Origin of the sequence: Vreelandella aquamarina (genome assembly GCF_900110265.1) — a bacterium.
GTDB lineage: Bacteria > Pseudomonadota > Gammaproteobacteria > Pseudomonadales > Halomonadaceae > Vreelandella > Vreelandella aquamarina.
Genome location: NZ_FODB01000021.1, coordinates 1 through 24,523, shown reverse-complemented (window position 1 = coordinate 24,523; position 24,523 = coordinate 1). Strand labels below are relative to the sequence as shown.

Here is a 24,523-nt window from a genome sequence, read left to right as displayed (position 1 = left end):
TACGGTTTACTACTTCGCCTTGGAGCTAGGGAATGTCCACCGCCCGTTTTTCACCCTTTGAGCTGCTGCTGCTCAAAAGCCGCAGCCAAGTGGATACGGCCACACTACTACTGCTGGGCTGGGTGCTGGTGCACCGCCAGCACGTCTCGGAAGGCCAGCGGCGTCGCCGCTTGGCCCAGGTGACATCGCAGTTTCGCCACGGACACGAACTGGGGCCGGTGATGAGTATTGCCCACAGCCAAGACCTGCACGCCATTCAGCTGGCCGCCGAGGTGGTACGCAAAGAGTGTTCTAAAGAGCGTAGCCTGAGTGTGATGCACCAAGCGATTACCGTGGCCACGGACGACGGCGATATCTCGCTTGCCAACCATTATATCCTGCGTTTTTTAGCCGATTTGCTAAACGTAGCGCCGGCCACCTTGGGCACGCTTTTTCAGGAACTGACTGGCCAGCCGCTGCGTCAGCCGGAAGACCCGAGCCGCGACGCCTATTGGCAAGCTCACGACCCGGACTACTATGCCCGCAAAGCGCGGGAAGAAGCCGAGGCTGCACAACGCGCCAAGGCATCGCAGGCCGAGCAAGAACAGCAGCAGCGGGCCAAAGCGGATAAACAGCAGGAAAAACAGCAGGAAAAGAAGCAGAAGCAGCAGGAAAAAAAGCAGCAAAAAGAGGACGCCCGCCGTGCCAAAGCGCGGGCGGAGCAGTCCAGCGCCGAACAGGCCAAAGCGGAGAAGGCCAGAGCCGAGCAAGCGCGTCAGGAGCAGGCACGCCAAGAGCGAGCACGCCAGGAGCAGGCGCAAGAGGAGTCACGACAACGCCAGCAACGTAGCAGCCCACCGCCTCCCGATCGCACCACTCGCGCCCTCGCCGTCCTGGGGCTGACGCCAGGGGCGAGCAAAACCGATGTACGCCGCGCCTATCGCCGCATGGCCCAGCTTCACCACCCAGATCGCTTCTACTCCGATAGCGAGCACCAGGTCGCTCTAGCGTCGGCGCGTTTTCAACGCATCAAAAATGCCTATGATTATTTGATGCAAACCTACTAATCACTACGCTTGGAAAGAGACTTCCTGGATTATGCGCGACCTGTATCAACGCCTCGCTCTGTCGCCTGACGCGAACGACCATCAGATCAACAGTGCCCTGGCCCGCTGCCCCAATAGCGCACTACGCCAGGATGCTACCTCCGTGCTCGCCGTTGCCCCACACCGGGAAACCTACGACACCCTTCACCACACCCTGAGCGACATTGGGCGCCTGCGCGCCCGGTTGGGCCTAACCCACGGTGCCCATTGGCAGGGCGATGTGGCCAATGATTTTTCGCTGCCGCCGGATAACGCGATCTCACGCCACGATGAGCTAGTTGACCGCGTCAGTCACGCGGTCTCGCTCTATAACCGCTGGCGTCGCCTGCGGGGGCCATGGTTACTCATCGCCGTTTTCACCGTGGGGGCGGGCATAGGCCTCGCTTTGGGGTTTGCCTTGAGCTTGGGGCTTGGCTTGGGCTGACGTGCCGTGGCGCTCCCGCTCGTCTTGACGGATTTCCGCCTGAGTGGGGCGTGGTGCGGGCTTCGGGGGCGCGGGCTTTTTATGTGGCTCTTCATTGGAAGAAGAACGGCTCTCCTCGCCCCGCTCCATGCTTAAATCGGTGCCGGAGGTGTCTTCCATACGCGACTCAGAGCGCGCTTCCATGCTGACACTCAAACGCGGTACACCCAGGTCGATCTCTTGTGCTTCCATGCGCTGCTTCAGCAGCAGGTTAAAGGCGCGGGAAACATCCCACTGCATTTCCGGCGCAGTGCGAAAACGCATCCGCAGGATGGGGCAGCCCTCTTCAAAGCCCTGCACGCCCTGCATCTCCAGCGGCGACCAGATGTAGTGGCGCATCATCGGGTCTTTACGTAGCTCCTGGGCGGTCTCCTGCATCAGGGTAATCGCATCGTCGATTTTCATATCGTAAGGAATGCGAATACGCATCAGCGCAATACCGAACTGGCGGGACATATTGTGGATCGATTCGATACGACTGAAGGTGATGATGTGCAGCACGCCGTCCAGGTCACGCAGCCGCACGGTGCGCAGTGTTAACCCTTCTACTGTGCCCATATGGCCGTTGATCTGCACAAAGTCATCCACCGCCAACGAGTCTTCAATCAGAATAAAAATACCAGTGATTAAATCCTGCACCAGGGTTTGGGCACCAAAACCAATCGCCAGACCGATCACACCGGCACCCGCCAGCAGTGGCGTGACGTTCACCCCAAGGTTGGCTAGCCCCGCGATCACCGCGATGATCAAAATAGCGACAAAAATCACGTTGCGAATCATCGGCGTAATGGTTTGCGCACGGGCTTGATTTACCCGCCGCCCGCGGGAGCGAGCCGAAGAGGTCAACGCCCGCTGAATGGCCGTATCGGCAAAGATCCATACCAGCCAGGCCAGCAAAATCGTAGCACCAAGGCTCACCAGCGCTTGCCCGATGCGGGCGCTGGCCACCGCCTGCTGGCCTAAACCAAACAGCGAACCGCCCCACACTTGCATAGAGAGCTCGGCGAACACCATCCACGCGCAAATATGTGCCAGCACGAACCCGAAACGTTCCAAACGCTTGCGGTACTGACTGAAGCGGCGGCGATGGCGGCGCTTGTTGAGCCGCTCGGCTTGGCGGCGCAGCAGCCCGGTCACGACTAGCGTCAGCACTAGTAAACTGGCAGAGACAATCGAGCGCGCCAGGGCCGTGCCCACATCCCCTACGGTAATAAAAATCGCCAGCAGCGAGCCACCAACCATTAAAAGCGCCGGGATATGCCACAGCCCTCCCAAGGTACGAATCATCTCAACCGCGGCGCTGGCATCGCGGCGCTGCTTATAAGGCCGGTTGCAAATCAGATGACGTATGGGGCGCTTAAACTTAAAGATAAAGCGCGCCGATAGCAGCGCTGCCAGCATGTTCGCCAGCACCGATACCAAGCCGGAAAGCTCTGCGCCCAGTAGTTCTACTAAGCGCGTGGAGTTCACCGCATCGCCCAAGGCAATCAGCGCGCCAATCACAAACAGGCCACGCAGCGCTTTGTGCTGTAACACCTGCACTGCCGGGAAGCGATGGCCCCGACTGAAGAAGGCGATCACGGTCTCAAACACTACCGAGAGCGCGCGGCCACATAGGCAGATATATGCCACCACCAGCACCACGGCACGCCCTGGGCTGTAAGGCAGGATTTGACCGATGCCGAGGGTAATGGCGAAGGCCAGCGTCCACGGCAGCATGCGACGTAAAAAGTGCACCGCCAGCAGCCACGCTTTGGGGTCGCGGGGAAGATCCAACGGCCAGTGGCGACGCGTGGCGACTAAGCGGCCAAAGGCAATCATCACTACCAACAGCGCGCTCCATACAAAGGCCAGCACGGCGCCGTCGGCCACCGCGCGAATGACCTCCCCTTGGTCAGCGCCCTCATGTAAAGCGCGTAAGTCATCCGCCCCCTGCACTAGCTGGCGTGACCACTCGTCGATGGGCGAATCCCCGGCCTGGGCCTGTTCACCGATGTCGGAAAGCGTATCAGCCAAGGCGCCCAGCAGCCCTTGGCGCACCACGCCATCCTCCTCGGCGGCCTCGGTGCTCACCTGCAGCTCGCGCAGCGAGTCCAGTAGTGCGGTGCGCTGCTGCTCGTTTTCGAGCATGGAGATCACATTGCCAAGCGAGCGCTGAAAATCTTCGTTACTTACCTCGGACTGTTCCGACGAGTCGCCACCCGTCAGGTTAGGCAAGGAAACACTCTGCGCCAGTGCCGCCGCGCTGAGCAGCATGCTGAGCACTACGCCTACGATGATTTGGGTTATCCAGTGCTGTCGCACACGTCACTCCCGACATAGACCGGCCACAGGTACCGGTGATTAACATTTACTTCGTTGATTACGCTCAGCCTCAACGCGTGACTATGATAGGCTGACCCTTCAAACGTTCCTCTCAAGGATACCGAGATGACGCTGCAAGCCCCACCCAAACGCGTAAATAAAGATGGCCAAACACGCTGCGTCGGCGTTGAAATCGAGTTTGCCGGGCTACCGCCCCGCGAGACGGCTGAGCTGGTGCGCACGCTATTTGGTGGGGAGCTTAACGTGGTCAGCCCTCATCGGCTACAGGTGGAAGGCACACGTTGGGGAGAGTTTGGCATTGAGCTGGATACCCAATACGCCCACCCTGATAAAGCACTGCTGGAAGAGCACCATGAAAGCGACAGTGAATGGGCGCGCCAGCAGCACCAGCGGCGAGTAGAGTTTCACCAAAAAACCCGCGAGCTAATCGGCGATATGGTGACCGGCTTGGTGCCCACCGAAATCGTCTGCCCGCCTATTCCTTGGGACGAGCTAGAAACACTCGATACGCTCTTTGAAACGCTGCGGGAAAAAGGCGCCAAAGGCACCGATGCCAGCCTGCTCTATGGTTTTGGTCTACACCTGAACCCTGAGGTGGAAAGCCAGGAGGTGGAGTACCTGCTCGCCATGATGCGCGCCTACCTGCTGCTGGCCAATTGGCTGCGTGAAGAAATTAAGGTGGATATCACCCGCGAAGTGCTGCCTCACGCCAACCCGTTTCCCAAGGAGTACGCCCGTAAGGTGCTGGATCTGCGTTACCAGCCGGACCTCGACACCTTCATCGACGACTACCTGGCCGATAACCCTACCCGTAACCGCGAGCTGGACCTGCTGCCGCTGTTTGCCCACCTGCGCTCGGAACACCCTCACGCGCTGCTGCACGGCCAGTTGACCAAGCCACGGCCCACCTTCCATTATCGGTTGCCCAATGCGCAGCTGTCGCAGCCGGGCTGGGGCAGCGTAATGGAGTGGAACCGCTGGGTGGAGGTAGAGAAGCTGGCCCACGATCAGGACAACCTTCACGCCCGCTGCCAGGAGTACATGGCCGAACAGCGCCAGCCCTGGTGGCAGCGCCTCAAGCGCAGACTGTTTGGCCATGTCTAGACCCCTGATCGGCATCACGACCTCGGATTACAAAAGCCAGCTTGCCTGGTGCTTCGACTGGTTTGCCGTCTGGCGTCACGGCGGCAGGCCGCTGCGGCTTTCCCCTTCCCGCCCCTTGCCAGAGCATCTGGACGGCCTGATCATTGGCGGCGGGGACGACATTCAAGCCCACCTGTACGGCGGCGAAGTGCAGCTCGACGTGCGCTTGGATCCCGCCCGGGACGAGTTAGAATTGAGCTTGTTGAATCGGTTCATTCCGCAAAACACACCGGTGCTTGGCATCTGCCGGGGCGCTCAGTTAATTAACGTACATTTGGGTGGCACGCTGGACCCCGATATTTATACCACCCATGAAGGCTTGAAGCGGCGGCGTACCGTGCTGCCCCGTAAAACGGTCGATATCGTCGGCGGCAGCCAACTGTATCAACTGCTGGGCGTCACTTGGTGTCGGGTGAACAGCCTGCATCACCAGGCCGTTAACCAGGCGGGAAAAGGCATTAAAATCGTCGCGAGAGACAGAGACGGGCTAGTGCAGGGGATTGAGTCCGAAGCCCACGACTTTCTGATTGGCGTACAGTGGCATCCCGAATGGCTAATTTTCAACCGCCCCCAGCAGCGTTTGATACGTGCGCTGGTGAAGGCGGCCACGGCGCCCCGCTAGCCTTTCAGTGCAGCCAATGCCGCGTCGTAATCAGGCTCGTTCTTCAACTCGCTGACCAGCTCGCTGTGCAGCACGCGGTTGTCCGCGTCCAGTACAACGACCGCGCGGGCACACAGCCCTTCCATGCTGTTGTTACACAGCGCCACGCCCCAGGCTTCCTGGAACTCCCGATGGCGGAAGGTGGAGAGCATCTCAACGTTATCCAGTCCTTCGGCTCCGCAGAAGCGCTTGGCGGCGAACGGCAGGTCAGCCGAGACTACCAGTACAACGGTATCTTGCAGGCTGGAGGCCAGCTCATTAAACCGCCGGGTAGACATCGCACAGGTGGGCGTGTCCACACTGGGTATAATGTTCAACACTTTACGTTTGCCTTGGTAGGTGTCCAGCGTGACATCTTCCAGGTCGCTGTTGGTCAGCGTCATCGCCGGGGCAGCTTGCCCAACGACAGGTAGAGTACCTGCTACATCTATCGGCTGCCCTGCACGAGTAATCTGTTGCATATCAAGCTCCTAATGTATGGTAAAACGGTAATTAAACAAGACGTTTCAGCTTACAGCGTAATGACCTGATTCGGCTATCTTTCCACCGCCGCGATACGATAACGAGAATGCCATGGCCTCTTTAGTCATTATTAAAACCGGGGACGCCTTCCCTGAAGTGGTGGAGCAGCACGGGGATTTCGAACAGCTGTTCATCGACCAGGTGCAGGACGCCCTGCCCGACCACCTGACCCTCGACGTATGGGATGCACGCCTCACCAGCCAGCCGCCGGAGGATATCGTGGCAGCCATCATTACCGGCTCCCACAGCATGGTCAGTGAGCAGCTCCCCTGGAGCGAGACGCTGAAGCCCTGGTTACAGCAGGCACTGGCGGACGACCTGCCGCTGCTGGGCGTATGCTACGGCCACCAGCTGATGGCCGCTGCGTTTGGCGGTGTGAGTGATTACCACCCGGCGGGGCGTGAATCCGGCACACGCAGCGTGCGCCTGACCCAGGCAGGCCGCCAGGACCCGCTGTTCGGGCAACTCCCGGAGTGTTTCGTGGCCCACTTGACCCATGCCCAGGCGGTCATGCAGCTTCCCCCCGGCACCAGCATCCTGGCGCACAATTGCCACGATGCCCACCAGGCGCTGCGCTATGGGCCACGCCAGTGGAGCGTCCAGTTCCATCCCGAGTTTTCACCGCCGGTGATGCGCGCTTATATCGAACGCCAGCGCGCTGCCTTGCGCGACCAGGGCGAAGACCCGGATCAACTGCTGCAAGACGTCGCGGAGACCCCCGACGCCACGCGCCTGCTGACCCGGTTCATCGCGATGCTGTAGTGTGCGTTTGCGATGCTGTAGCGCGCTTTTGGTCGCGCCGCGATGCCAGCCGGTCGGCCAGGCGGGTTGGCTCTGGCAGCTTGGTCTTGCCCAGGCAGCGCATGACCCAGTCCAGCGAAGTCGCCAGCGACAGTCGATGCCCCGGAGACACGAACACTGGCTTGACCTGAGCACGGGAGCGCAGCACGGCACCGATCACTTCCTGCCCGGCCATGAGCGGTACCCAATCGCCTCGGGCCTCTCCCACGTCGGCATGGCGCCCAGTGAGTCGCGACTTGGCAATCCCGATGATCGGCAGGTCCAGCCACAGCCCCAAATGCGCTGCCACGCCCAGCCGCCGAGGGTGGGCGATGCCCTGCCCATCCACCATGACCAGCTGCGGGCGTGTTTTCAACTGGGCAAAGGCTCCCAGCGCCGCCGGAATTTCCCGAAACGACAGCAGGCCCGGGATGTAGGGCATGCGCGTGGGTTCCCGGTGAACCACCTGCTCCACTACAGTCAGTGGCGGCGCCTGCTCCGGCGACCACGCCAGCACGACCACCGCCGCCCGGGTAATGCTGCCGTCTTCTTCGAAACCGATGTCGACCCCCGCGATGTGCGTCACGGGGTCGATACGGTCGTCGGCTTCCAATTGCTTGGCAAGCTGGGACTGGAGTGCGATGGCCTGCTTGGGAGTCAGGCTCCAATCGTGTAATGCGGCGTCCATGCGGCCTCCTTGCGGGTGGCTCGAGGTTGGCGCCCAGCAGACGCTGAGCCACCAGGATGACGTTCAGGATAGCCAAAAAACCCCCCCCATGCCAAGGGCATGGGGGGATGGTAGCCAGGGCGACATCAGTCGCCCGGCAGGCGTTTACGCACGTTCGCGGCGGCGAACCGGCGCGTCACCATCGTCACGACGGCGGCGCGGTGCACGCTCAGGCGCACGGTCTTCGCTGATTTCCAGCGGGCGACCGGCCACACGGGCACGAGCCATCTTGGCCAGAATGGTAGACGGCAGACCGCTAGGCAGTTCAACGACCGAGAAAGCGTTGCGAATATCGATACGACCGATACGCGCGCCTTCAATGCCGCCTTCGTTCGCCAGCGCGCCGACCAGTTGACCCGGCTTCACACCGTCTTTATGGCCAACGGAAACACGGTAGCGGGTCATGCCTTCGCTGGGCGCGCTGGAGCGCTCGCGACGAGCACCGCCCGGCTTGCCCGGTGCGCCATCGCGCGGGGCACGCTCTTTGCGCGGTGCCTGAAGACGACCAATCGGCGCTTCGTCAGCACGCGCCATGGCAGCAAAGGCACAGGCCAGGTCGACGGCGTCGTGACCTTCTTCCACCAGACGCTCGACCAGCGCGCGCTGCTCTTCGGCACCCTTGGTCAGGGCTGCCACGACGCGATGGTGGAATACTTCATCACGGTGCGCACGGATAGCGGCTTCGTCAGGCAGCGGCATTTCGGTCATTTTCTGACCCGTTGCCTGCTCCATCCAGCCTACCTTGCGGCCTTCACGGAAGCCCGCAAAGGTGATCGCGATACCGCTGCGGCCCGCACGGCCAGTACGACCGATACGGTGCGTATAGGCTTCGGCGTCCTGGGGAAGGTCGTAGTTCACCACGTGGGTGATACGCGGAACGTCCAGACCACGAGCGGCGACGTCGGTCGCGATCAGGACATCGACCTTGCCACGCTTCAAGCGGGTAATCGTGCGCTCACGCAGGCTCTGATCTAGATCACCCGATAGGCCAGCGGCGTTGACGCCACGAGCAGTCAACTGCTCGACCAGCGTGGTACAGGCCGCACGTGTACGTACGAACACGATGGCCGCATCCACCGGCTCCACTTCCAGAATACGCGCCAGCGCTTCCAGCTTGGCACCACCGTCGACACGCACGAGGCGCTGCTCGATGTTTTCACCTGTGGTGGTGCGCGACTCGATCGCCACCTTCACCGGGTTGACCAAATAACGGTTGACGATGCGCTCGATTTCAGTCGGCAGGGTCGCCGAGAAGAACACACGCTGAGCATCTTTCGGGGTATCGGCAACCACGCGTTTTACGTCGTCGATAAAGCCCATGCGCAGCATTTCGTCGGCTTCGTCCAGCACCAGCGCAGACAGGCCATCTAACTTCAGGCTGCCACGATCCAGGTGGTCAATCACGCGGCCCGGCGTGCCCACTACCACTTGGGCACCACGCTTCAGCGCGCCTAACTGCTCACGGTACTCTTGACCACCGCAGAGGGTAGCCACTTCCAACCCCTGAAGGTTTTGGCCATAACGGCTAAAAGAGACGGCGACCTGTTGAGCCAGTTCGCGGGTCGGCGCAAGCACCAGTACCTGGGGCTCGCGACGCTGCATGTCGAGACGCGACAGCAGCGGTAGTGCGAAAGCAGCGGTTTTGCCGGTACCCGTTTGCGCTTGGCCCAGCATATCGCGACCTTCCAGCAACGCAGGAATGGTCTGCGCCTGGATGGGTGAAGGAGTTTCATAGCCCTGTGCTTCAACAGCAGACAGAACGGCAGGCAATAGAGCCAGATCGCCGAAGCTCGGCGAGGCGACAGAAGTCGAGGTCATTAATCACACCTTGGTAGGCCGGAAGAACCGGCAAAAAACATCGTAAGCGTCTCTGACTCTGTTTTCATGCAGCGCGTAACAGTACGCTGCAAAAGAACAAGGCTCCGCATCGCGGATATCGTCATCAGTGGAGTCGGAGACGCCGGTCGCACCTGGCATTCGGTTGGCAACACCGCATTTGCGGGCCAACCGCTGTGGCGACCTTCTGCGCCGATTTCACCCGTTTGGTGAAATGCTGGAGGCGCGCCATCTTCACAGCAATGAACATCCAGTCGAGGGGATGTTCCTGCAAACGTTCTGCTCAATGCCACAAGGCCACTGAATCAACGCTTGCCGTCGTGATGGAGGGGTCAACACATGCGAGGAGCGCGCATCCTACCACCCCACTGGTGAGCTGACCAGCTTTTTTACTTTAACCAATATCATCCTGAAACTTGCACTTGTTCACTATTGGTCTAACCTGAGAGGTGCCTCACGTTGTTCAAGAACTTCAAGGCGTGATGCACATGAACTGGGATCAGATTATTGTTAGCGTTAAAACGCTACTTTTATAGCCACATGGAGAGAAGCTATGCGTAAATCAATCCTCACGACTGCAATTACAACGGCACTGCTTGGCGGTATGGCCTTTAATGTTCAGGCGCAAACAGAGCCGCAGGGTATGTACTCTGCCGATGATATCCTTGATGCAGAAGTGTTCTTTGCCAATGGGTCAGGCGAAGAGATTGGCGAAGTCGATGACATTTTGTTTGACGAAGAGATGCGTATTTCAGCCCTCGTAATCGAGAGTGGTGCTGTACTTGGCTTAGGCGGACGCGAAATTGTAGTGAACACTGACCAATTTACGCTTGAAACGCATACTGAAAACGATGGCGACACTGAGCATCGCATCATGTTGGAAGCTACATCTGAAGAAGTGGAGTCATTCCCAACGTATGATCGCGACTGGTGGGAACAAACCAAAGCGAACGCACGCGATGCTTGGCAAACCACTAAAGAAGGTGCACAGAGCGCTTGGCAGTCTACTCGTGAAGCAATAGATGCCAACGAGTAACACGTTTGTTTGCTGATACACAGCAATATAGGAAAGGGCCACCCAAGCGGATGGCCCTTTTTCGTACATAGCGTACAGCATTTAGCGGCGACGTATCCCCTGTCCCGGCAAACGCTCCCGGTCGTGCGGGCGCATAAAGTCCAGTAGCGGGCCTGCTGGTACAATACGCGTGGGGTTAATCGTGTCGTGGCTGTAATAGTAGTGTCGCTTGATATGATCCATATTGACGGTCTCCGCCACACCCGGCCACTGGTAAAGCTCACGCACGTAGTTGGAAAGGTTCGGGTAATCTTCAATGCGTTTGAAATTGCATTTGAAGTGGCCAAAGTAGACCGCGTCAAAGCGAATTAGCGTTGTGAAGAGGCGAATATCCGCTTCGGTGAGCCACTCCCCCGCGAGGTAGCGATGCTCTGCCAGTCGCTTCTCAATGCGCTCTAACGCATCAAAGAGTGCGGTCACGTGCTTCTCATACACCTGCTGCTCGGTGGCGAACCCGGATTTGTAAACGCCATTATTGATATGGTCGTATACGTCATCATTTACTTCGTCGATGACGCTGCGCAGATCTTCTGGGTAGAAATCCAGATTATTGCCTGTCAGCTCATCGAAGGCTCGGTTGAAGATACGCAGCAAATCAGCGGATTCGTTATTGATAATCGCGCTGCGCTGTTTATCCCACAATACCGGCACCGTGACCCGCCCAGTGTAGGTCGGGTTGGTCATGGTATAGAGCTGGTGGTGAAACTCAGCGTGATTGATCGGATCGCCGCTGGCGCCTTCGTCTTGATGGTATGTCCAACCGTTGCCCAGCATCAGCGGGCTAACGTGAGAAGTACCTATCAACGGTTCCAGACCTTTCAGTTTGCGCATGATCAGCGCACGGTGCGCCCAGGGGCAGGCGAGCGATACATAAAGGTGGTAGCGATCCGCTTGGGCCGGATAACTGTCGCCTTGCGACTCTTCACTACTGCCCACCCAATCGCGCAGTTGCGCGGACTCACGTACAAACTCACCGCCATGCTTTTTGGTGTCATACCACTGGTCTACCCACTCACCGTTTACAAGCAGTCCCATCAGGCGTCTCCTACGTTGAACGTTTTATACTGTGATTGACGTTCAGCATACCCCCGACTGATTCAGGCTCAAGCGCATGTTTTACGGCTGTTCATTCGAGGGAATCGAACGTTGCTCGCAGACTTCTTTTACTGCCCGCTTTAACGCTGCCGCCATGGCATGGGCCGCAGGGCCTGCGCGGTCACGGTCACGGAAGATCAATTGAACGGGGACTTCGCGTATACCCCCGGCGCTTAGCGGCAGCGGCTTCAACTGACCGCTGGCCAGCTCATCGGCAATACGCGTTTCCGGTATCCAGGCAAACCCTAGCCCGCGACGCAGCATATCTAATGACGTACTCACATGCCCGACCGTCCAGCGCTGCTCGGCTTTTAACCAGCCAGCGTTGGTAGACTGGCGTAGCGCCGAGTCGCGCACCACTAACTGTCGATGCTGCGCCAAGTCGCGCAAATCCAGCGAGCGCCCCAACTGATGCAGCGCATGGCCTGGATGCGCGACGGCCACAAAACGCACATTCACTAGCGGCTCCCCCAGAAATCCCTGCGCTTCGATGCCAGAAATCACCAAGTCCGCCCGGCCGTCGTAGAGCATTTCAGTACCGCCATTGAGCACGCTCTCGTGAAGCTGCACTCTGACCTGCGGGTAGGTGTCAGAGAAGCGCTCCAACGCTTTTGCCTGAGCAGCCGCAGGAAAAATTTGGTCGATGGCCACCACCACTTCAGCCTCTAAACCCGCCGCAAGCCGCGACGCTACATCTTCCAGTGACTCCGCACTCTCGATCAATTGGCGCGCACGGCGAAGCAGCAGCTCGCCTGCTTCTGTTAGGCGTACCTGTCGACCTACCGGCTCAAGCACCTGAATACCCAACTGCTCTTCTAATTTATGGACCGCATGATTAAGCGTGGAGGGACTTTTGTGGATAGCCTCTGCCGCCCGTGCGAATCCACCGTGATCCACCACGGCGGCCAGCATCTGCCACTGCGCTAGTGTTACCCGAGACATTTCGATTTCCTCGACGCCATACAGCGAAACAACCCACTTCATCTTCGAAAAAATACCACTAGAATGCCAGGAAATAGCGTCGAGTACTCGTTCTCTGACAAACACTGCGTAAACGGCAGCGCGCTAAGACAAAAGCTCACTCGCCAAAAATACAAAAAATTACAAAAAACCTGTTCGTTATCTTTAACGCTGCCTCAATTATTTGAGTAATGATCATCGTATAGGCTGCTAACGTGGTGTAGATCCTCTCACTTAGACCCTGTTTGGCTGCTCATTAAAGTCGCAAAAAGAGATAAAAGCCTTTTAAATTAGACACAAGCTGTATAACAGCTTTCGCAATGCCTAACTTACATCCATGGTTAAGAGCAAAATAATGAGGGCCGTCGCACACCAGCATGCACGTTCAACGTTACTTTTGTTAGCAAACGGCGTTCATAAATCCTCACCCAAGTTGAATAATTCCGCTTTTTAGCGAAAGTATGTTTTGTGTATAGATGTACAGTCTATTCACTCCTGCCTCCATGGGGTATGGTTCCCGAGTTTGCTTACTATCATGTTACTTTTATTTCACGAACTTGGCGGCCCATTTACCCATGTTGCGAATCCTTCATTCGCTGCCCCGCACGCATAAATTATTACTGTTACCCGTGGCCACCATGGTCACTGTGCTGGGCGCACAGAAACTTATCACCTCGTACCACGATTTAAACCAACCCCAGACTCCGCTGGAAAGCGTGTTAGTTCCGCTTCCCAGTGATTCTGCCCCAGGCGTGCCTTCGCTTCGCCAAGAGCGAGCGCCCGTTGCAGAAGCGATTGACCGTGCCTCGCGCGCGCTCGACGCTACCCGGGAACATATCCCCTTAAGTGAATTAGCTGCCACCGAGATCGTTGATCTCGACGTGATTACCAGCGCAGAAGCCTCTATGGCGAGTGAAGCTGAGCCACGCGATGCCCAATCTCAGGTAGCGCTGCACGAGGGGGCACTGGATGACGGCGCCCTTCATATGGCCATCGTGTTAGGCACGATTACAAGCGGCATGCTCAATGTCGACGACTCCGTCGAAATCGCTGATGCCACTTCTTACGAGGATTATGGGGTCGAACTCTACGAGGACGATGTCTCGTTCCTGGAACTGGAGCTGGCAGCCGAAGAGCCGTTCGTTCCTGAGTGGGAAACTCATATCGTCGAGCCTGGCGAGACGTTTGCCGTGTTAGCGCAAAACGAGCTGGGCTTGGGGTACAGCGAAGTGCTCGCCCTGCTGGACGACCTACCCGATCCTCGTATGTTGACGCATTGGCGTGCAGGTCACAGCTTCGACTACCAGCTGGACGAAACGGGCCGGTTGTTGGCACTGCGCATGATGAAGAACACGCGCGAAGGCGTTCTACTAGAGCGGGATAGTGACCAATACGCCATTACGGCTATCGAACGTCAGGGTGAGCCCGTACAGCGCCTTTATGCCGGTAGCGTAACGGGCAGCTTTGCTCGCTCAGCCCAAGCCACCGGCTTGAGCAGCAGCTCCGTCACAGAGCTTACGCGCATCTTGCAAAAAAAGCTGGACTTCCGTCGTGACAGCCGCCGGGGGGATCAGTTTCAGGTCTTGGTCGAATCTGACATGATCGATGGCGAGACACTTGATTCGCGTATACTGGCCGTTAAGTATGACGGCGAACGTATGGACCTGACCGTCGTGCGCAATACCACCGACGATAATTTTTACACGCCCGAAGGCAGCAGCCTCGATCCAGCCTTTGCGCGTCATCCTTTCGAAGGTAATTATCGTCTTAGCTCCAATTTCAACCCACGCCGCCTACACCCGGTCACCGGTCGAGTGAGCCCGCACAACGGCACCGACTTTGCGATGCCCATTGGCACCCCTATCACCGCGCCTGCGAATGGTCGCGTCGAGCGTGTCGGCAACCACCATGCTGCCGGTCGTTACATCGTCGTGCGCCATGACAACGGCTACCGCACCCGCTATTTGCATTTGTCGCAACCATTGGTCAGCCAGGGCGAGCGCGTCACGATGGGCGATCGTATTGCGCTGTCCGGTAATACCGGCCGCAGCACAGGCCCCCACCTGCATTATGAAGTCATCGTCAATAACACGCCGGTGAACGCGATGACGGTCGAACTGCCCGAGAACACTAGCCTAAGCGGCGACACGCTGATCGCGTTCCAACGCCAAGCCGAGCCGATGTTGGCCGCGCTGGAGAGTGGCGAAACCGGCACCATTAGCGTGGCTAACTACGAGCGCGATAACGACAGCGACGAAAGCCTCCAATAAGTACTCTCCACGGCGATACGAAAAAGCCGCTCCACACGACGTGGGGCGGCTTTTTTGATACTACCCGTAGTGATGAACAGTAGTGATGAATGACGAGCGACTTACACTGCTTTGAGCGCTGCGAGCAGCGCCGCATCGCGGTGATAGATATCCTCTCTAAACACTACATCGCCTTGCCCGTTGGGCCAAGCAGTCAGATAGTGCAGCGCTACCGGAATACGGTTAGGCAAGTTCACGTTTTGATCGCTGCGGCCATTCGCGATCAGCGTATTGAGTTGATAACGGCTGCCGCTGTCATGCAGTAGGAGCTGGGCAAATTCCGTTACCCCCTCAACCCGCACACAGCCAGAGCTCAGCGCCCTGTGCTCACGCTGAAAGAGCCCTCTTGCCGGGGTATCTGCAAGTAAATCATGTCGTTATTGGGAAAACGCACCACGACACGTCCCAGAGGATTGCTGCTCCCTGCCACTTGGCGAAGCATCACGCCTCCAGGACGCTGCCAATCGATCGTGCTCGCATCCAGCGTTTCTCCAGATAGGCTCACTACCTGAATGTTCTGCCGCGCCAGATACTGCTCGTCCCGGCGGATCCGTGGTAGCACATCTTCCCGCATAATCGTAGGCGGAATCGTCCAGCTCGGATTAACCGTTAAATGGCTGATGGAGGAGTGAATAATCGGCGTTTCACGGCTGGGCGAGCCCACCACCACTCGGGTATCCCAATGCTGGCCATTGGGGCGCGTATAATGCAAGCGATAGCCTGCAATATCGACCCATACGTTGGGCGCCCGCTCCAGCGAAGGGCGAATCCAGCGGGCGCGCTCCAGGTTGATGCGCAATTGGTTCACTCGTGCGGAGACGGGCATGTTCAGTGCCAGTCGTGTGCGCTCTCCCACTACGCCATCTTCTTGCAACTGGTGGCGTCGCTGAAAACGCATGACCGCTTGCGCTAACTCTCGGTCGAAGCTGCGAGGGTCAGCTCCTGACGCCTGCACGTCGACCATGGGGTAAGCGCTACTATCTGCTGCCAGCAGGTGGGGCTCGCCCCATAGCGTCAGGCGCTGGCGTAGCGTTTGAACGTCGTCATCAATATCGCCGGGACGCAGCGACTCCTCACGCCCCGGTAAGTAAGGCACGCTGCCCTGCTCTGCCAAACGGCGGTAATGCGTCAACGCTTCGCGCAGCTGAGCATACTCAGGAGATGCGGGGCGAGCGAAAGCCAGCGCCTGATGCACATCACCCTCTTCAACCGCCTGCACTACCCGAGGAAGTACATAACTCCGCTCAGGGCGTGGTAAGTCCCAGTTGGGCTCGACGTCTTTAGGGTTCACTTTACCTAGCGATAAATGATCCAGTGCTAACAGCAGCGAACGGGTAGCGCGCACATCGAAGCTTGCTTTCGCTTGGGCGTCTAGCTGCTGGCTAAGCTGAAAATCATCCAACAGCGAAGCGGCTTGATAATCACTCGGCGTTAAACCGTCATCCACGAGGCTATTCAATGCGCTGACCAGCGCTTCAACACGGTTGATAGCCTGCCAAGCAGGCTGCCCATCCCTCAGTTGGTAAAACGACTCTACCGGCAGCGTTTCTCCGCTTTGCTGAATGCGCTGTGTCAGCGCTTGCTGTAACGCTTCGCTAGCGGGTTCGCTTGAGGTGGCCATCAGTGGGTAGGTTAGCGTCAGACAGAGCGCGGCCCCTATCGCCCATCGTCTTAGTGGCTGATTGTCGTTCATCGCCCCTCCTTGCGTTACTATGCAGCGTTGTGGTGTGGCTTCACTCTTTTTGCTTAACGTCATATCAGCTGTTCCCGTACCGATACGCGTTTTTTATCATAGCCGTTTACGTTTACTCGTGATGACTCTACGTGTGTACCCTTTTTTCGCCACTTTAGTCAGGATTGCACCCATGTTTTTTCGCTCACGCATAACCACTGTACTGTTTTCTTTACCTATCGTGTTACTTTCTTACCCGCTTCAAGCGGCGAGTTTTTTCTCCCAGGTGGCAACAGCACCGCCCGCGGGTGTTTCTCCTCTTCACCACCAGTTACTCCAGTTAGCACCAGGGGCCACGCCCGAGGCACTGCGCCTTGCTGCCCAGGCACTAAGCTGTGCAGACCCATCAGCAGAGCGCCTAGCCGTAATTGATTACTCGCTCCCCTCTTCAGAGCCACGCATGTGGGTATTTGACCTTCACCAGCATACCCTGTTGTTTGAAGAGCTGGTGTCACATGGCCAGGGCTCTGGCGATGCGGTGGCTAGTGCTTTCTCGAATACACCTGACAGCCATCAGTCCAGCATTGGCCTGTTCCGCACTATGAATAGCTACTACGGCCGTAATGGCTATTCGCTGCGCCTGGACGGCCTGGAGCCAGAAGTGAACGATCTAGCTTTTGAGCGAGCAATTGTTATTCACGGCGCCGACTATGTTAGCGATGACTTTATTGCGCAAACCGGCCGCCTTGGCCGTAGCCACGGCTGCCCCGCCGTGCGTGAAGACATCACATATCCGCTGATTGATAGTTTGAAAGAGAACCAGTATGTCTTTGCTTACTACCCTGATGAGGAGTGGTTAGCTACTTCTCAGGTGATTAACTGCCCTACCGCACTGTCGTTAGCTCGCCGCTAAAGGGTAGGTAACAATTAAGAAAAGCAGTCGTGAAGCATGAAAATACTCCCTCTTTTTATATGCAAGAGGTTGATTTTGATCGTGAATCGATACTCTTTCCAGGCAGACATGGAAACCCTCTGCAATACTCTGTGACAAAAGATCACACAACGCTCCGCTACTGCAGGTATTGGTCATGTTTGCCTTTATGCACCCCTTTCAAACGATCCGCCGTTTAGAGCATGAAGTTACCGAGCTGCGTACTCAGCTTGCGACTGAAAAAAGCGTTCATGGTTGCCGTGCTATTAGCCTGATGACACCGATTGAATCGATCAGCATGCTCCAGTCCAAAGGAGCAGATATGCTGACTTCATTAAGCACGGGGGCCGAACACCATGCCGAGCAGTTAGCGAGTGAACGGGCCACTTTGTCAGACTTATTTGCGCGGCTTCATCATGCTGAACAAACGGCTCAGACGATCAAACACCAGTGTCAACGCTTCCAACAGGCAGATGTTCACTATGCAGCCCCGCTCGCTAGCGAACAGGCGCTGCACGAGCTACGCAAAATCGGTGTAGAGCTATCCCGTAACGCCGGGCAACCCGTGCACTTGCCATGACCACGGCGCTAGAGGAGGCTCATATACACCAGGAGCCCTCTGGCTTACCTGCTATCGTCAGCGATATCCAGCACCTTGCCGACCATACGCAGCATCTAGGCCACCAATTGGATCACTGGATTGAGCAGGTTGCCATATTGCTAAAAGAAGATGCTCGCGTGCAGGCCCATCAGCGGGAAACATCTAAGGCGCTGGCCAATGCAGCCCAAGCGGCAGAGCAGGTGATAGAGCAACTCATGGGTCAAGCACGTCATATGTATAAAGTGATTCACCACAGCACCACGACGGCCTGTTTGCACGCTGCCAAGCTAGAGCACGCCGTTTGGAAAAATCGGATCTACCACCAGCTACTTTCCGCCTATTTCGAGGACCACATGGTGGATCATCAGCACTGTACGCTAGGCCGCTGGTACTTTACGGGCGAGGGGCGGCGCTACAAACATACCGAGGCGTATCGCTCGCTGGCGGCTCCTCACCGCCGCTTCCATGAAAGCGGCTTGGACGCTTTGCGCTATGCAAGACAAGGGGATCATACGGGTCAACTGGCCTCCCTAGCACTAATGGAGGAAGCAAGCGTAGCACTTGCTAAGCGACTTGATCAGCTTATGGAGCAGGCTGTTTATGAGATACCGATGTCAGCAAGTCATCCTTCACCGCTTGCTGATGCGCCTTAAATTGCTCCCCATATAACACTCCTCCCGTAATGCGTTATTTATGCCATGCTGAGCATGGAACTCATAACGCAGACGGTAAGGATGACGATGGCAGCTGCAAAGAAGCTAGATCTCGCGCTACAAGGCGGTGGAGCCCATGGTGCTTATACCTGGGGAGTTATTGATCGACTTCTGGAAGATGACCGTATTGAGATTGAGGGCATTAGTGGCACCAGCGCAGGCGCTATGAATGGCGTAGTCATGGCAGATGCCCTTACCCGTGGTGGTAAACAGGCCGCCCGGCAATCTCTCAGGGATTTTTGGAAGGCGGTAAGCCGCGCGGGCATGGCAAGTCCTATCCGCCGCTCGCCGATGGATGTACTAACCGGCAATTGGAGTTTGGAGCACTCCCCCGGCTATATCGCCATGGACTTGATGACTCGCCTGGTGTCGCCCTACCAACTCAACCCGCTCAATTTGAATCCATTGCGCGATATTGTGGCGGCCCACATCGACTTTGAGCGGGTACGCCAGTGCGACCAGCTAAAGCTCTTTGTGGCAGCTACTAACGTGCGCACCGGCAAACAGCGTGTGTTTCGTCGAGAAGAGATGAGCGTCGATGCGGTCATGGCATCGGCTTGTCTGCCCTTTATGTTCCAGGCTGTGGAAATCGACGGCGAAGCATATTGGGACGGCGGCTACATGGGCAACCCAGCCCTCTTCCCCTTAATGGAAGAGTGCAGCGCAAGGGATATTCTGTTGGTACAGATCAACCCGATTCGCCGTGATGAACTACCCACCTCCGCTTCGGCCATTATGAACCGCCTTAACGAAATCACCTTTAATGCCGCGCTGATTAAAGAAGTGCGCATGATCGCGCTGTTGAAACGTACCCTTGAAGAGCAGGGTATTGAAAACTGCTACCAGCAGTCGCTTTTTCACCGCATTAGTGGCGATCAGGCACTCGATAGCTTATCGGTTTCAAGCAAACTCAACTCTGAATGGCCATTTTTATGCCACCTGTTTGACCAAGGGAGAGAAGCCGCCGACAACTGGATCACGGCTAACTTTGATGCCATCGGCCAACGCTCAACCCTGGATATTGATGCAGTATATCTGCACGAATAACTCCCTTCAGCCATCCAGCACTGCCCCAACTTGGCGCACTCTGCTCATGAGGAGTGCGCTCACTTGATTAATCTAGTGATTTTATTTCCCTTAGCACTGCTTTGAAAAAACAGTAAGCAACTGATTTAAATATTTAAAAAGACAGATGGCGGAGTATTTGCTTATTGCTATGCAGTAGTAGTAGGCGTGGACCAGGCCCGCAAGGGTACGAGTGCGTCGAACCTGACCTTCAATGGCGAAGGCATGTTCTCGTAACCACGCAACGCCTGATGCGTTGTGTCTCGGCAAACTCGTTCTATGCTCTGTGAGGCCATCCATGGACATTCGCAATAAAGCCAACCGCATTCGACTGTTGAACTTCTCAACACCGCAAATGCGCGCGTTTCACCTCTCCTGGTTCGCATTTCATATCTGCTTTTTCGGCTGGTTCGGCATTGCGCCGCTAATGGCGGTGGTTCGCGAGGATCTATCACTCACCCAAACCCAAATCGGCAATACCATTATTGCCTCGGTGGCGATCACCGTGGTGGTGCGCCTGTTGATTGGCGTGCTGTGTGATCGTATTGGGCCACGTAAAACCTACACAGGCCTACTGATGCTCGGGTCCATTCCGGTTATGGGCATTGGTCTGGCTAACAGTTTTGAAACGTTTTTGCTGGCCCGCCTAGCGATTGGCGCTATCGGCGCTTCGTTTGTGATTACCCAGTACCACACCACCATGATGTTTGCGCCCAATGTGGTTGGCACAGCTAATGCCACGAGCGCAGGTTGGGGCAACCTAGGCGGCGGCACCACACAAATTGTTATGCCGTTGATTTTTGCGGGCATGCTGATGCTAGGCGTTAATGAGGCGCTCGGCTGGCGTCTGGCCATGGTCGTGCCTGGCGTAGTGCTATTTTTTACCGGTATCGCTTACTGGCTGTTCACTCAAGATGCCCCAGACGGCAACTTCAGCGAGCTGCGCGCCCGCGGTGAACTACCGCCAGCCACCGGAGAGCATGGCGCAGCCCAGAGCTTTTTAGCGGCGGCAAAGGATATCCGCGTTTGGGCGCTGTTTGTGGTGTACGGACTCTGTTTTGGGGTCGAGCTGACCATCAACAATATCGCGGCAATCTACTTCTTCGATAAATTCGATCTTACCCTGGCAACCGCCGGCTTAATCGCAGGCCTGTTCGGCTTAATGAACATTTTTGCTCGTACCCTTGGCGGCGTTTTTTCCGACCTATTCGCTAAACAGGGTGGGCTAAAAGGACGCGTCCGCTGGCTCTTTATCGCCCTACTATGCGAAGGCATCGCTCTCGTCACCTTCTCGCAAATGCATGTACTCAGCTTGGCGATTGGCATCATGCTGGTATTTAGCCTGTTCGTGCAGATGGCGGAAGGCGCCACCTTTGGTGTGGTGCCCTTTATCAATAAAAAAGCCTTGGGCGCAGTGGCCGGTATCGTCGGTGCAGGCGGTAACGTGGGCGCTGTATCGGCAGCGTTTCTATTCCGTAGCGAAAGCCTCAGCTACCAGCAAGGCCTCTTTTACCTCGGCTTAACCGTATTGGTACTTGCCTCCTGTGTACTGGTCGTTCGCTTTAGTGATGCCACCGAAGCAGAAGAAGCCAGCGCCTATCGTGATGCGGTAGGCAAAGACACAGGGGCAGGCGCGCTGTCACTGCGTTAATATTAATTAACACCGCCCCTGCATGCGCATCGCTGTGGGGGCTTTTTACCTTTAGGCGGCGAGTAATAAGGAAATCAACATGTCTTCTGCCCAACAGCTACTCTTAACCGCCCTGCGCTGCGACATTGATAACCTTAACCACCTAGCAACCACAGCAGATATCGTCAGCGATGTCAGCCAGTTTATTCATGTGCTTCAACGCGAGCGAGGAGCCTCGACGATTTACTTAGCCTCAAAAGGCAAGCGTTTTAAAACTCGACGAGCCACTTACCTGCAGCATAGTCAAGCGGCGGAAGCCTCGATGCGTCAGCGTCTCGAAGCGCTTAGCCAGGAGTCACGGCCACAGGCGACAGCGCGCTTATTACGCCGCATTGCTGCCGTCTGGCTGTCACTGGATGAACTAGATGTATTACGGCATGCAATTGAGACCTTCAACATATCGCCAGATGCAGCAACTCAAGCGTTTAACCATCTCATTAGCAATCTCTTAGCGATTGTTTTTGAAGCGGCCGACACAGCGGTCGACCCAGACATTACCCGTGCCCTGGTCGCTATTTTTCATCTTATGCAGGGTAAAGAGCTGGCGGGGCAAGAGCGCGCCTGCGGCGCCTTTGGTTTTACTCTCGGTCATTTCGACAATGCCCACCGTACGCTGCTGAACCAGTTGGTTGACGCCCAACAGCGCTGCTTTGACACCTTTGTAGAATTTGCCACCCCAGAGGCTCTGGGGACTTGGCAACAATCCCTCTCTCCTAGAACACTGGCGGACATTTGTCAGTTGCGAGATATTGCTTGCCAGCGCTCTCACCACCAAACGGCATCAGGCAATACATTAGGTGAAACCTGGTACGAGCTCACCACCCTGCGTATTGATACGATTAAAACGGTTGAAGACACCCTGAATACCCAATTAACGGCCCTTTGCCATCATAAAATTGTCCAGGCTCAAACAGAGCTAGAGCAGACGAAGGCGAAGCCTGACAGACCGCTGCCTGCGCCCTGTGAACAGTTACTAGCCCTTCACTCTACTCAGCCGCTTGGAGACCTAACCGCCAACGCCCTCAACTCTCCGCTTAGCCGCTCACTACTGGAGCTCACTCATGCTCAATCCAGCCGCTTACAGGGGCTAAGCGACGAGCTGGAGAATACCCGCAAGGCTCTCCGTGAACGCAAGCTAATCGAGCGGGCAAAAGGATTAATCATGGCGCACCAGTCCATGAGTGAAGAGGAGGCCTACCGCTTTCTGCGAAAAACCTCAATGGACCAAAGCAAAAGCATGGCGGATATGGCACAGTCGATTCTTGACCTCTCTGCCATGCTGCAACGTAAAGAGTAAAAACAGCAGCGCTGAGCCCGATTTGCAACCTGATTAGGTTTTAGCCATGCTGAAAGCTCACCCAGTTTAATGAGCAAGGAGAGCAAGCGATGCATGACCGCGTACTGTTAATTACCGGCGCTTCCAGCGGCATTGGTGCGGCCACCGCTCGTGCAGCGGCTCGTGAAGGCTACCAGTTGGTACTTGCCGCTCGTTCAGCCGATAAGCTGACATCGCTTGCTCAAGAGCTTGGTCCAGAGAACGTACTCACCTGCGAAGTTGATGTCACCGACTTGAGTTATTGTCAAATCTGGTGTATGAGCATCAGGCGGCGTCTCTGCCGGATTGATCATCCACCCGTTCTCCATCCCGAAACTGAACGTTATTCACGACCAGCTTCAGTTGGTTAAACCCCTTGATCCGCTTCCAGCGTTTCTGGGCGGATTGGAGCAATTTAAATACCATCGATAACGTAGTGTCGCGGTTGCCACAGGACCGGCTTCGCTTGGTCCTCAGCCTGACTGTGGCGAAGGTGGACTCAATGGGATTCGTGGTCCTCAAGTGAATCCAGTGCGCTGCCGGGAAATCGTAAAAGGCCAGCAGTTCATCCCGGTCTTTTTCGAGGTTTTCCATGGCCTTCGGGTACTTGTCCCGGAATCGCCTTAACGTGCTGTCAAAGGCTTTGTGAGCGCCATCACGGGTCTCCGCCAGATAGATCTCATGCAGGTCTGACTTCACCTTCGGCTGTACGGACTTGGGCAGCTTGTCCAGCACGTTGGCAGTCTTGTGAACCCAGCACCTCTGGTGCCGGGTATCCGGAAACACCTTGCTCAGCGCTTTCCAGAAGCCCAAAGCCCCGTCGCCTACGGCCAGCTTGGGCGCATTGTCCAGGCCACGTTCACGCAAGCCGGTGAGCAGCTCTCGCCAGCTGGCTTCGGACTCGCGGTGGCCATCTTCCACCGCGACCAGCTCCTTGTGGCCATGCTCTGTGACCCCGATAATCACCAGCAGGCAAAGTCGATCATCCAGACGAACATTGCTGTAGACACCGTCTGCCCACCAGTAGACGTAGCGCTTCTGGCCCAGGTCACGGCGACGCCAATCCTCGTGCTCCTTCAGCCACCGTGCCTTGAGCCGTGACACCGTGTTGGCGGACAGGCCCTTGGCCTGCTCGCCGACCAAGGCACTCAGGGCCTCCTGGAAATTGCCAGAGGAGACACCGCGCAGGTAGAGCCAGGGGATGAGTTCATCCAGACTCTGGGCCCGCTTCAACCCGCCTTATTCATGAGGGCGCTGGCTGAGTGGATTGTCAGCCCTCGCTGCCAACACCAGCCCACCGGCACCGCGTTGGCAGCATGAGACCCCGCTGTTATATGCAAAAAAGCGCAAATTTTAGTTCTTCTTATAGCCTACAGGAATGAATTGCCCTCATCCGTGCAGCCGTCACCGTCAGCCGAAGTGGGGCTGCTTGGCGCAGGGATCGGTGGTGGTATCGCCGACGAGTCAGCCTAGCGCGGTCAGTTTCGGTAGCCCCTTCAGCAAGGCAGGCCACCATTTGTCAGCCGCATCGCCGAGGTGAACGGTGATGCGCCGG

22 protein-coding genes and 1 pseudogene are annotated in these 24,523 nt (G+C 56.9%); 14 read left to right on the top strand and 9 right to left on the bottom strand.

What is annotated here, in order from left to right; genetic code table 11:
* The first annotated feature begins 32 nt into the window (after positions 1-32).
* Positions 33-1,046, top strand: coding sequence for a DnaJ domain-containing protein (locus BMY49_RS07540; protein WP_089675330.1), 1,014 nt, complete (start codon positions 33-35; stop codon positions 1,044-1,046).
* A gap of 31 nt (positions 1,047-1,077) precedes the next feature.
* Complete coding sequence (locus tag BMY49_RS07535; RefSeq protein ID WP_054641371.1) at positions 1,078-1,509, top strand: hypothetical protein; 432 nt, start codon at positions 1,078-1,080, stop codon at positions 1,507-1,509.
* Here the strand turns inward: BMY49_RS07535 and BMY49_RS07530 are convergent.
* Entirely contained in the window at positions 1,426-3,852 is a 2,427-nt protein-coding gene (locus tag BMY49_RS07530) for a mechanosensitive ion channel family protein (RefSeq protein ID WP_089675329.1), read from the bottom strand. The genes BMY49_RS07535 and BMY49_RS07530 overlap by 84 nt on opposite strands.
* 126 nt (positions 3,853-3,978) lie before the next feature.
* On the opposite strand from BMY49_RS07530, the gene BMY49_RS07525 reads away from it, so the two are divergent.
* Together BMY49_RS07525 and BMY49_RS07520 are read left to right on the top strand one after the other, a co-directional pair.
* A complete protein-coding gene (locus tag BMY49_RS07525; RefSeq protein ID WP_089675328.1) occupies positions 3,979-4,977 on the top strand; it encodes an amidoligase family protein in 999 nt (332 codons plus the stop codon).
* Positions 4,970-5,638, top strand: coding sequence for a gamma-glutamyl-gamma-aminobutyrate hydrolase family protein (locus BMY49_RS07520; RefSeq protein ID WP_089675327.1), 669 nt, complete (start codon positions 4,970-4,972; stop codon positions 5,636-5,638). The genes BMY49_RS07525 and BMY49_RS07520 overlap by 8 nt, the downstream gene beginning before the upstream one ends.
* Here BMY49_RS07520 and tpx read toward each other — a convergent pair.
* Positions 5,635-6,138, bottom strand: coding sequence for a thiol peroxidase (gene tpx / locus BMY49_RS07515; RefSeq protein WP_044628995.1), 504 nt, complete (start codon positions 6,136-6,138; stop codon positions 5,635-5,637). The genes BMY49_RS07520 and tpx overlap by 4 nt on opposite strands.
* Positions 6,139-6,250: 112 nt before the next feature.
* Here tpx and BMY49_RS07510 point away from each other — a divergent pair, with 112 nt between their 5' ends.
* Positions 6,251-6,961 carry a glutamine amidotransferase gene (locus BMY49_RS07510; RefSeq protein ID WP_089675326.1) on the top strand — a complete coding sequence of 237 codons (711 nt, stop codon included), beginning with the start codon at positions 6,251-6,253 and terminating at the stop codon, positions 6,959-6,961.
* Here BMY49_RS07510 and nfi read toward each other — a convergent pair.
* Together nfi and BMY49_RS07500 are read right to left on the bottom strand one after the other, a co-directional pair.
* Positions 6,945-7,667: a deoxyribonuclease V gene (nfi, locus tag BMY49_RS07505; protein WP_089675325.1), complete on the bottom strand. Its 723-nt coding sequence runs from the start codon at positions 7,665-7,667 to the stop codon at positions 6,945-6,947. The two genes, BMY49_RS07510 and nfi, sit on opposite strands and share 17 nt — an antisense overlap.
* Before the next feature lie 144 nt (positions 7,668-7,811).
* The gene (locus BMY49_RS07500) at positions 7,812-9,524 is read right to left on the bottom strand and encodes a DEAD/DEAH box helicase (RefSeq protein ID WP_089675324.1); all 1,713 of its coding nucleotides are present in this window, start codon (positions 9,522-9,524) and stop codon (positions 7,812-7,814) included.
* A gap of 571 nt (positions 9,525-10,095) precedes the next feature.
* Here BMY49_RS07500 and BMY49_RS07495 point away from each other — a divergent pair.
* Positions 10,096-10,578: a PRC-barrel domain-containing protein gene (locus BMY49_RS07495; protein ID WP_044628991.1), complete on the top strand. Its 483-nt coding sequence runs from the start codon at positions 10,096-10,098 to the stop codon at positions 10,576-10,578.
* Between the two features lie 81 nt (positions 10,579-10,659).
* On the opposite strand, the gene BMY49_RS07490 is transcribed toward BMY49_RS07495, so the two are convergent.
* On the bottom strand, positions 10,660-11,652 hold the full coding sequence (locus tag BMY49_RS07490; protein WP_044628990.1) for a glutathione S-transferase family protein: 993 nt from the start codon (positions 11,650-11,652) through the stop codon (positions 10,660-10,662).
* Positions 11,653-11,733: 81 nt separating this feature from the next.
* On the bottom strand, positions 11,734-12,654 hold the full coding sequence (locus tag BMY49_RS07485; RefSeq protein ID WP_044628989.1) for a LysR family transcriptional regulator: 921 nt from the start codon (positions 12,652-12,654) through the stop codon (positions 11,734-11,736).
* Positions 12,655-13,247: 593 nt separating this feature from the next.
* On the opposite strand from BMY49_RS07485, the gene BMY49_RS07480 reads away from it, so the two are divergent.
* Entirely contained in the window at positions 13,248-14,942 is a 1,695-nt protein-coding gene (locus BMY49_RS07480; protein ID WP_089675323.1) for a peptidoglycan DD-metalloendopeptidase family protein, read from the top strand.
* A 101-nt stretch (positions 14,943-15,043) separates the two neighbouring features.
* Here the strand turns inward: BMY49_RS07480 and BMY49_RS18095 are convergent, their stop codons facing one another.
* Both BMY49_RS18095 and BMY49_RS07475 read right to left on the bottom strand, forming a co-directional pair.
* A complete protein-coding gene (locus tag BMY49_RS18095; protein WP_332102945.1) occupies positions 15,044-15,283 on the bottom strand; it encodes a hypothetical protein in 240 nt (79 codons plus the stop codon).
* Positions 15,284-15,294: 11 nt separating this feature from the next.
* Positions 15,295-16,674: a L,D-transpeptidase scaffold domain-containing protein gene (locus tag BMY49_RS07475; RefSeq protein ID WP_332102944.1), complete on the bottom strand. Its 1,380-nt coding sequence runs from the start codon at positions 16,672-16,674 to the stop codon at positions 15,295-15,297.
* A gap of 172 nt (positions 16,675-16,846) precedes the next feature.
* Here BMY49_RS07475 and BMY49_RS07470 point away from each other — a divergent pair, with 172 nt between their 5' ends.
* From BMY49_RS07470 to BMY49_RS18165, 7 genes are all read left to right on the top strand, one after another.
* Positions 16,847-17,566 (top strand): murein L,D-transpeptidase catalytic domain family protein, encoded by a 720-nt coding sequence (locus BMY49_RS07470; protein WP_089675322.1) that lies wholly within the window; start codon positions 16,847-16,849, stop codon positions 17,564-17,566.
* Positions 17,567-17,741: 175 nt separating this feature from the next.
* Positions 17,742-18,164, top strand: a complete 423-nt coding sequence (locus BMY49_RS17785) for a hypothetical protein (protein WP_244154934.1) — start codon at positions 17,742-17,744, stop codon at positions 18,162-18,164.
* Positions 18,161-18,838 carry a CZB domain-containing protein gene (locus BMY49_RS17780; RefSeq protein ID WP_244154933.1) on the top strand — a complete coding sequence of 226 codons (678 nt, stop codon included), beginning with the start codon at positions 18,161-18,163 and terminating at the stop codon, positions 18,836-18,838. Before BMY49_RS17785 ends, BMY49_RS17780 begins: the two co-directional genes overlap by 4 nt.
* Positions 18,839-18,925: 87 nt before the next feature.
* Entirely contained in the window at positions 18,926-19,945 is a 1,020-nt protein-coding gene (locus tag BMY49_RS07460) for a patatin-like phospholipase family protein (RefSeq protein ID WP_044628984.1), read from the top strand.
* Between the two features lie 316 nt (positions 19,946-20,261).
* Entirely contained in the window at positions 20,262-21,614 is a 1,353-nt protein-coding gene (locus BMY49_RS07455) for a NarK family nitrate/nitrite MFS transporter (protein ID WP_044628983.1), read from the top strand.
* Positions 21,615-21,693: 79 nt separating this feature from the next.
* Positions 21,694-22,950 carry a nitrate regulatory protein gene (locus BMY49_RS07450; RefSeq protein ID WP_044628982.1) on the top strand — a complete coding sequence of 419 codons (1,257 nt, stop codon included), beginning with the start codon at positions 21,694-21,696 and terminating at the stop codon, positions 22,948-22,950.
* An 89-nt stretch (positions 22,951-23,039) separates the two neighbouring features.
* Entirely contained in the window at positions 23,040-23,339 is a 300-nt protein-coding gene (locus tag BMY49_RS18165; protein WP_371827819.1) for an SDR family NAD(P)-dependent oxidoreductase, read from the top strand.
* Here the strand turns inward: BMY49_RS18165 and BMY49_RS07440 are convergent.
* Positions 23,254-24,201, bottom strand: a pseudogene (locus tag BMY49_RS07440) (IS256 family transposase); the annotation flags it as partial. The gene BMY49_RS18165 and the pseudogene BMY49_RS07440 sit on opposite strands and share 86 nt — an antisense overlap.
* Between the last annotated feature and the right edge of the window lie 322 nt (positions 24,202-24,523).

Coding starts and splice junctions, on each gene's coding strand:
- BMY49_RS07540 (WP_089675330.1), top strand. CDS start 33: ATGTCCACCGCCCGTTTTTCACCCTTTGAGCTGCTGCTGCTCAAAAGC.
- BMY49_RS07535 (WP_054641371.1), top strand. CDS start 1,078: ATGCGCGACCTGTATCAACGCCTCGCTCTGTCGCCTGACGCGAACGAC.
- BMY49_RS07525 (WP_089675328.1), top strand. CDS start 3,979: ATGACGCTGCAAGCCCCACCCAAACGCGTAAATAAAGATGGCCAAACA.
- BMY49_RS07520 (WP_089675327.1), top strand. CDS start 4,970: ATGTCTAGACCCCTGATCGGCATCACGACCTCGGATTACAAAAGCCAG.
- tpx (WP_044628995.1), bottom strand. CDS start 6,138: ATGCAACAGATTACTCGTGCAGGGCAGCCGATAGATGTAGCAGGTACT.
- BMY49_RS07510 (WP_089675326.1), top strand. CDS start 6,251: ATGGCCTCTTTAGTCATTATTAAAACCGGGGACGCCTTCCCTGAAGTG.
- nfi (WP_089675325.1), bottom strand. CDS start 7,667: ATGGACGCCGCATTACACGATTGGAGCCTGACTCCCAAGCAGGCCATC.
- BMY49_RS07500 (WP_089675324.1), bottom strand. CDS start 9,524: ATGACCTCGACTTCTGTCGCCTCGCCGAGCTTCGGCGATCTGGCTCTA.
- BMY49_RS07495 (WP_044628991.1), top strand. CDS start 10,096: ATGCGTAAATCAATCCTCACGACTGCAATTACAACGGCACTGCTTGGC.
- BMY49_RS07490 (WP_044628990.1), bottom strand. CDS start 11,652: ATGGGACTGCTTGTAAACGGTGAGTGGGTAGACCAGTGGTATGACACC.
- BMY49_RS07485 (WP_044628989.1), bottom strand. CDS start 12,654: ATGTCTCGGGTAACACTAGCGCAGTGGCAGATGCTGGCCGCCGTGGTG.
- BMY49_RS07480 (WP_089675323.1), top strand. CDS start 13,248: ATGTTGCGAATCCTTCATTCGCTGCCCCGCACGCATAAATTATTACTG.
- BMY49_RS07475 (WP_332102944.1), bottom strand. CDS start 16,674: ATGAACGACAATCAGCCACTAAGACGATGGGCGATAGGGGCCGCGCTC.
- BMY49_RS07470 (WP_089675322.1), top strand. CDS start 16,847: ATGTTTTTTCGCTCACGCATAACCACTGTACTGTTTTCTTTACCTATC.
- BMY49_RS17785 (WP_244154934.1), top strand. CDS start 17,742: ATGTTTGCCTTTATGCACCCCTTTCAAACGATCCGCCGTTTAGAGCAT.
- BMY49_RS17780 (WP_244154933.1), top strand. CDS start 18,161: ATGACCACGGCGCTAGAGGAGGCTCATATACACCAGGAGCCCTCTGGC.
- BMY49_RS07460 (WP_044628984.1), top strand. CDS start 18,926: ATGGCAGCTGCAAAGAAGCTAGATCTCGCGCTACAAGGCGGTGGAGCC.
- BMY49_RS07455 (WP_044628983.1), top strand. CDS start 20,262: ATGGACATTCGCAATAAAGCCAACCGCATTCGACTGTTGAACTTCTCA.
- BMY49_RS07450 (WP_044628982.1), top strand. CDS start 21,694: ATGTCTTCTGCCCAACAGCTACTCTTAACCGCCCTGCGCTGCGACATT.
- BMY49_RS18165 (WP_371827819.1), top strand. CDS start 23,040: ATGCATGACCGCGTACTGTTAATTACCGGCGCTTCCAGCGGCATTGGT.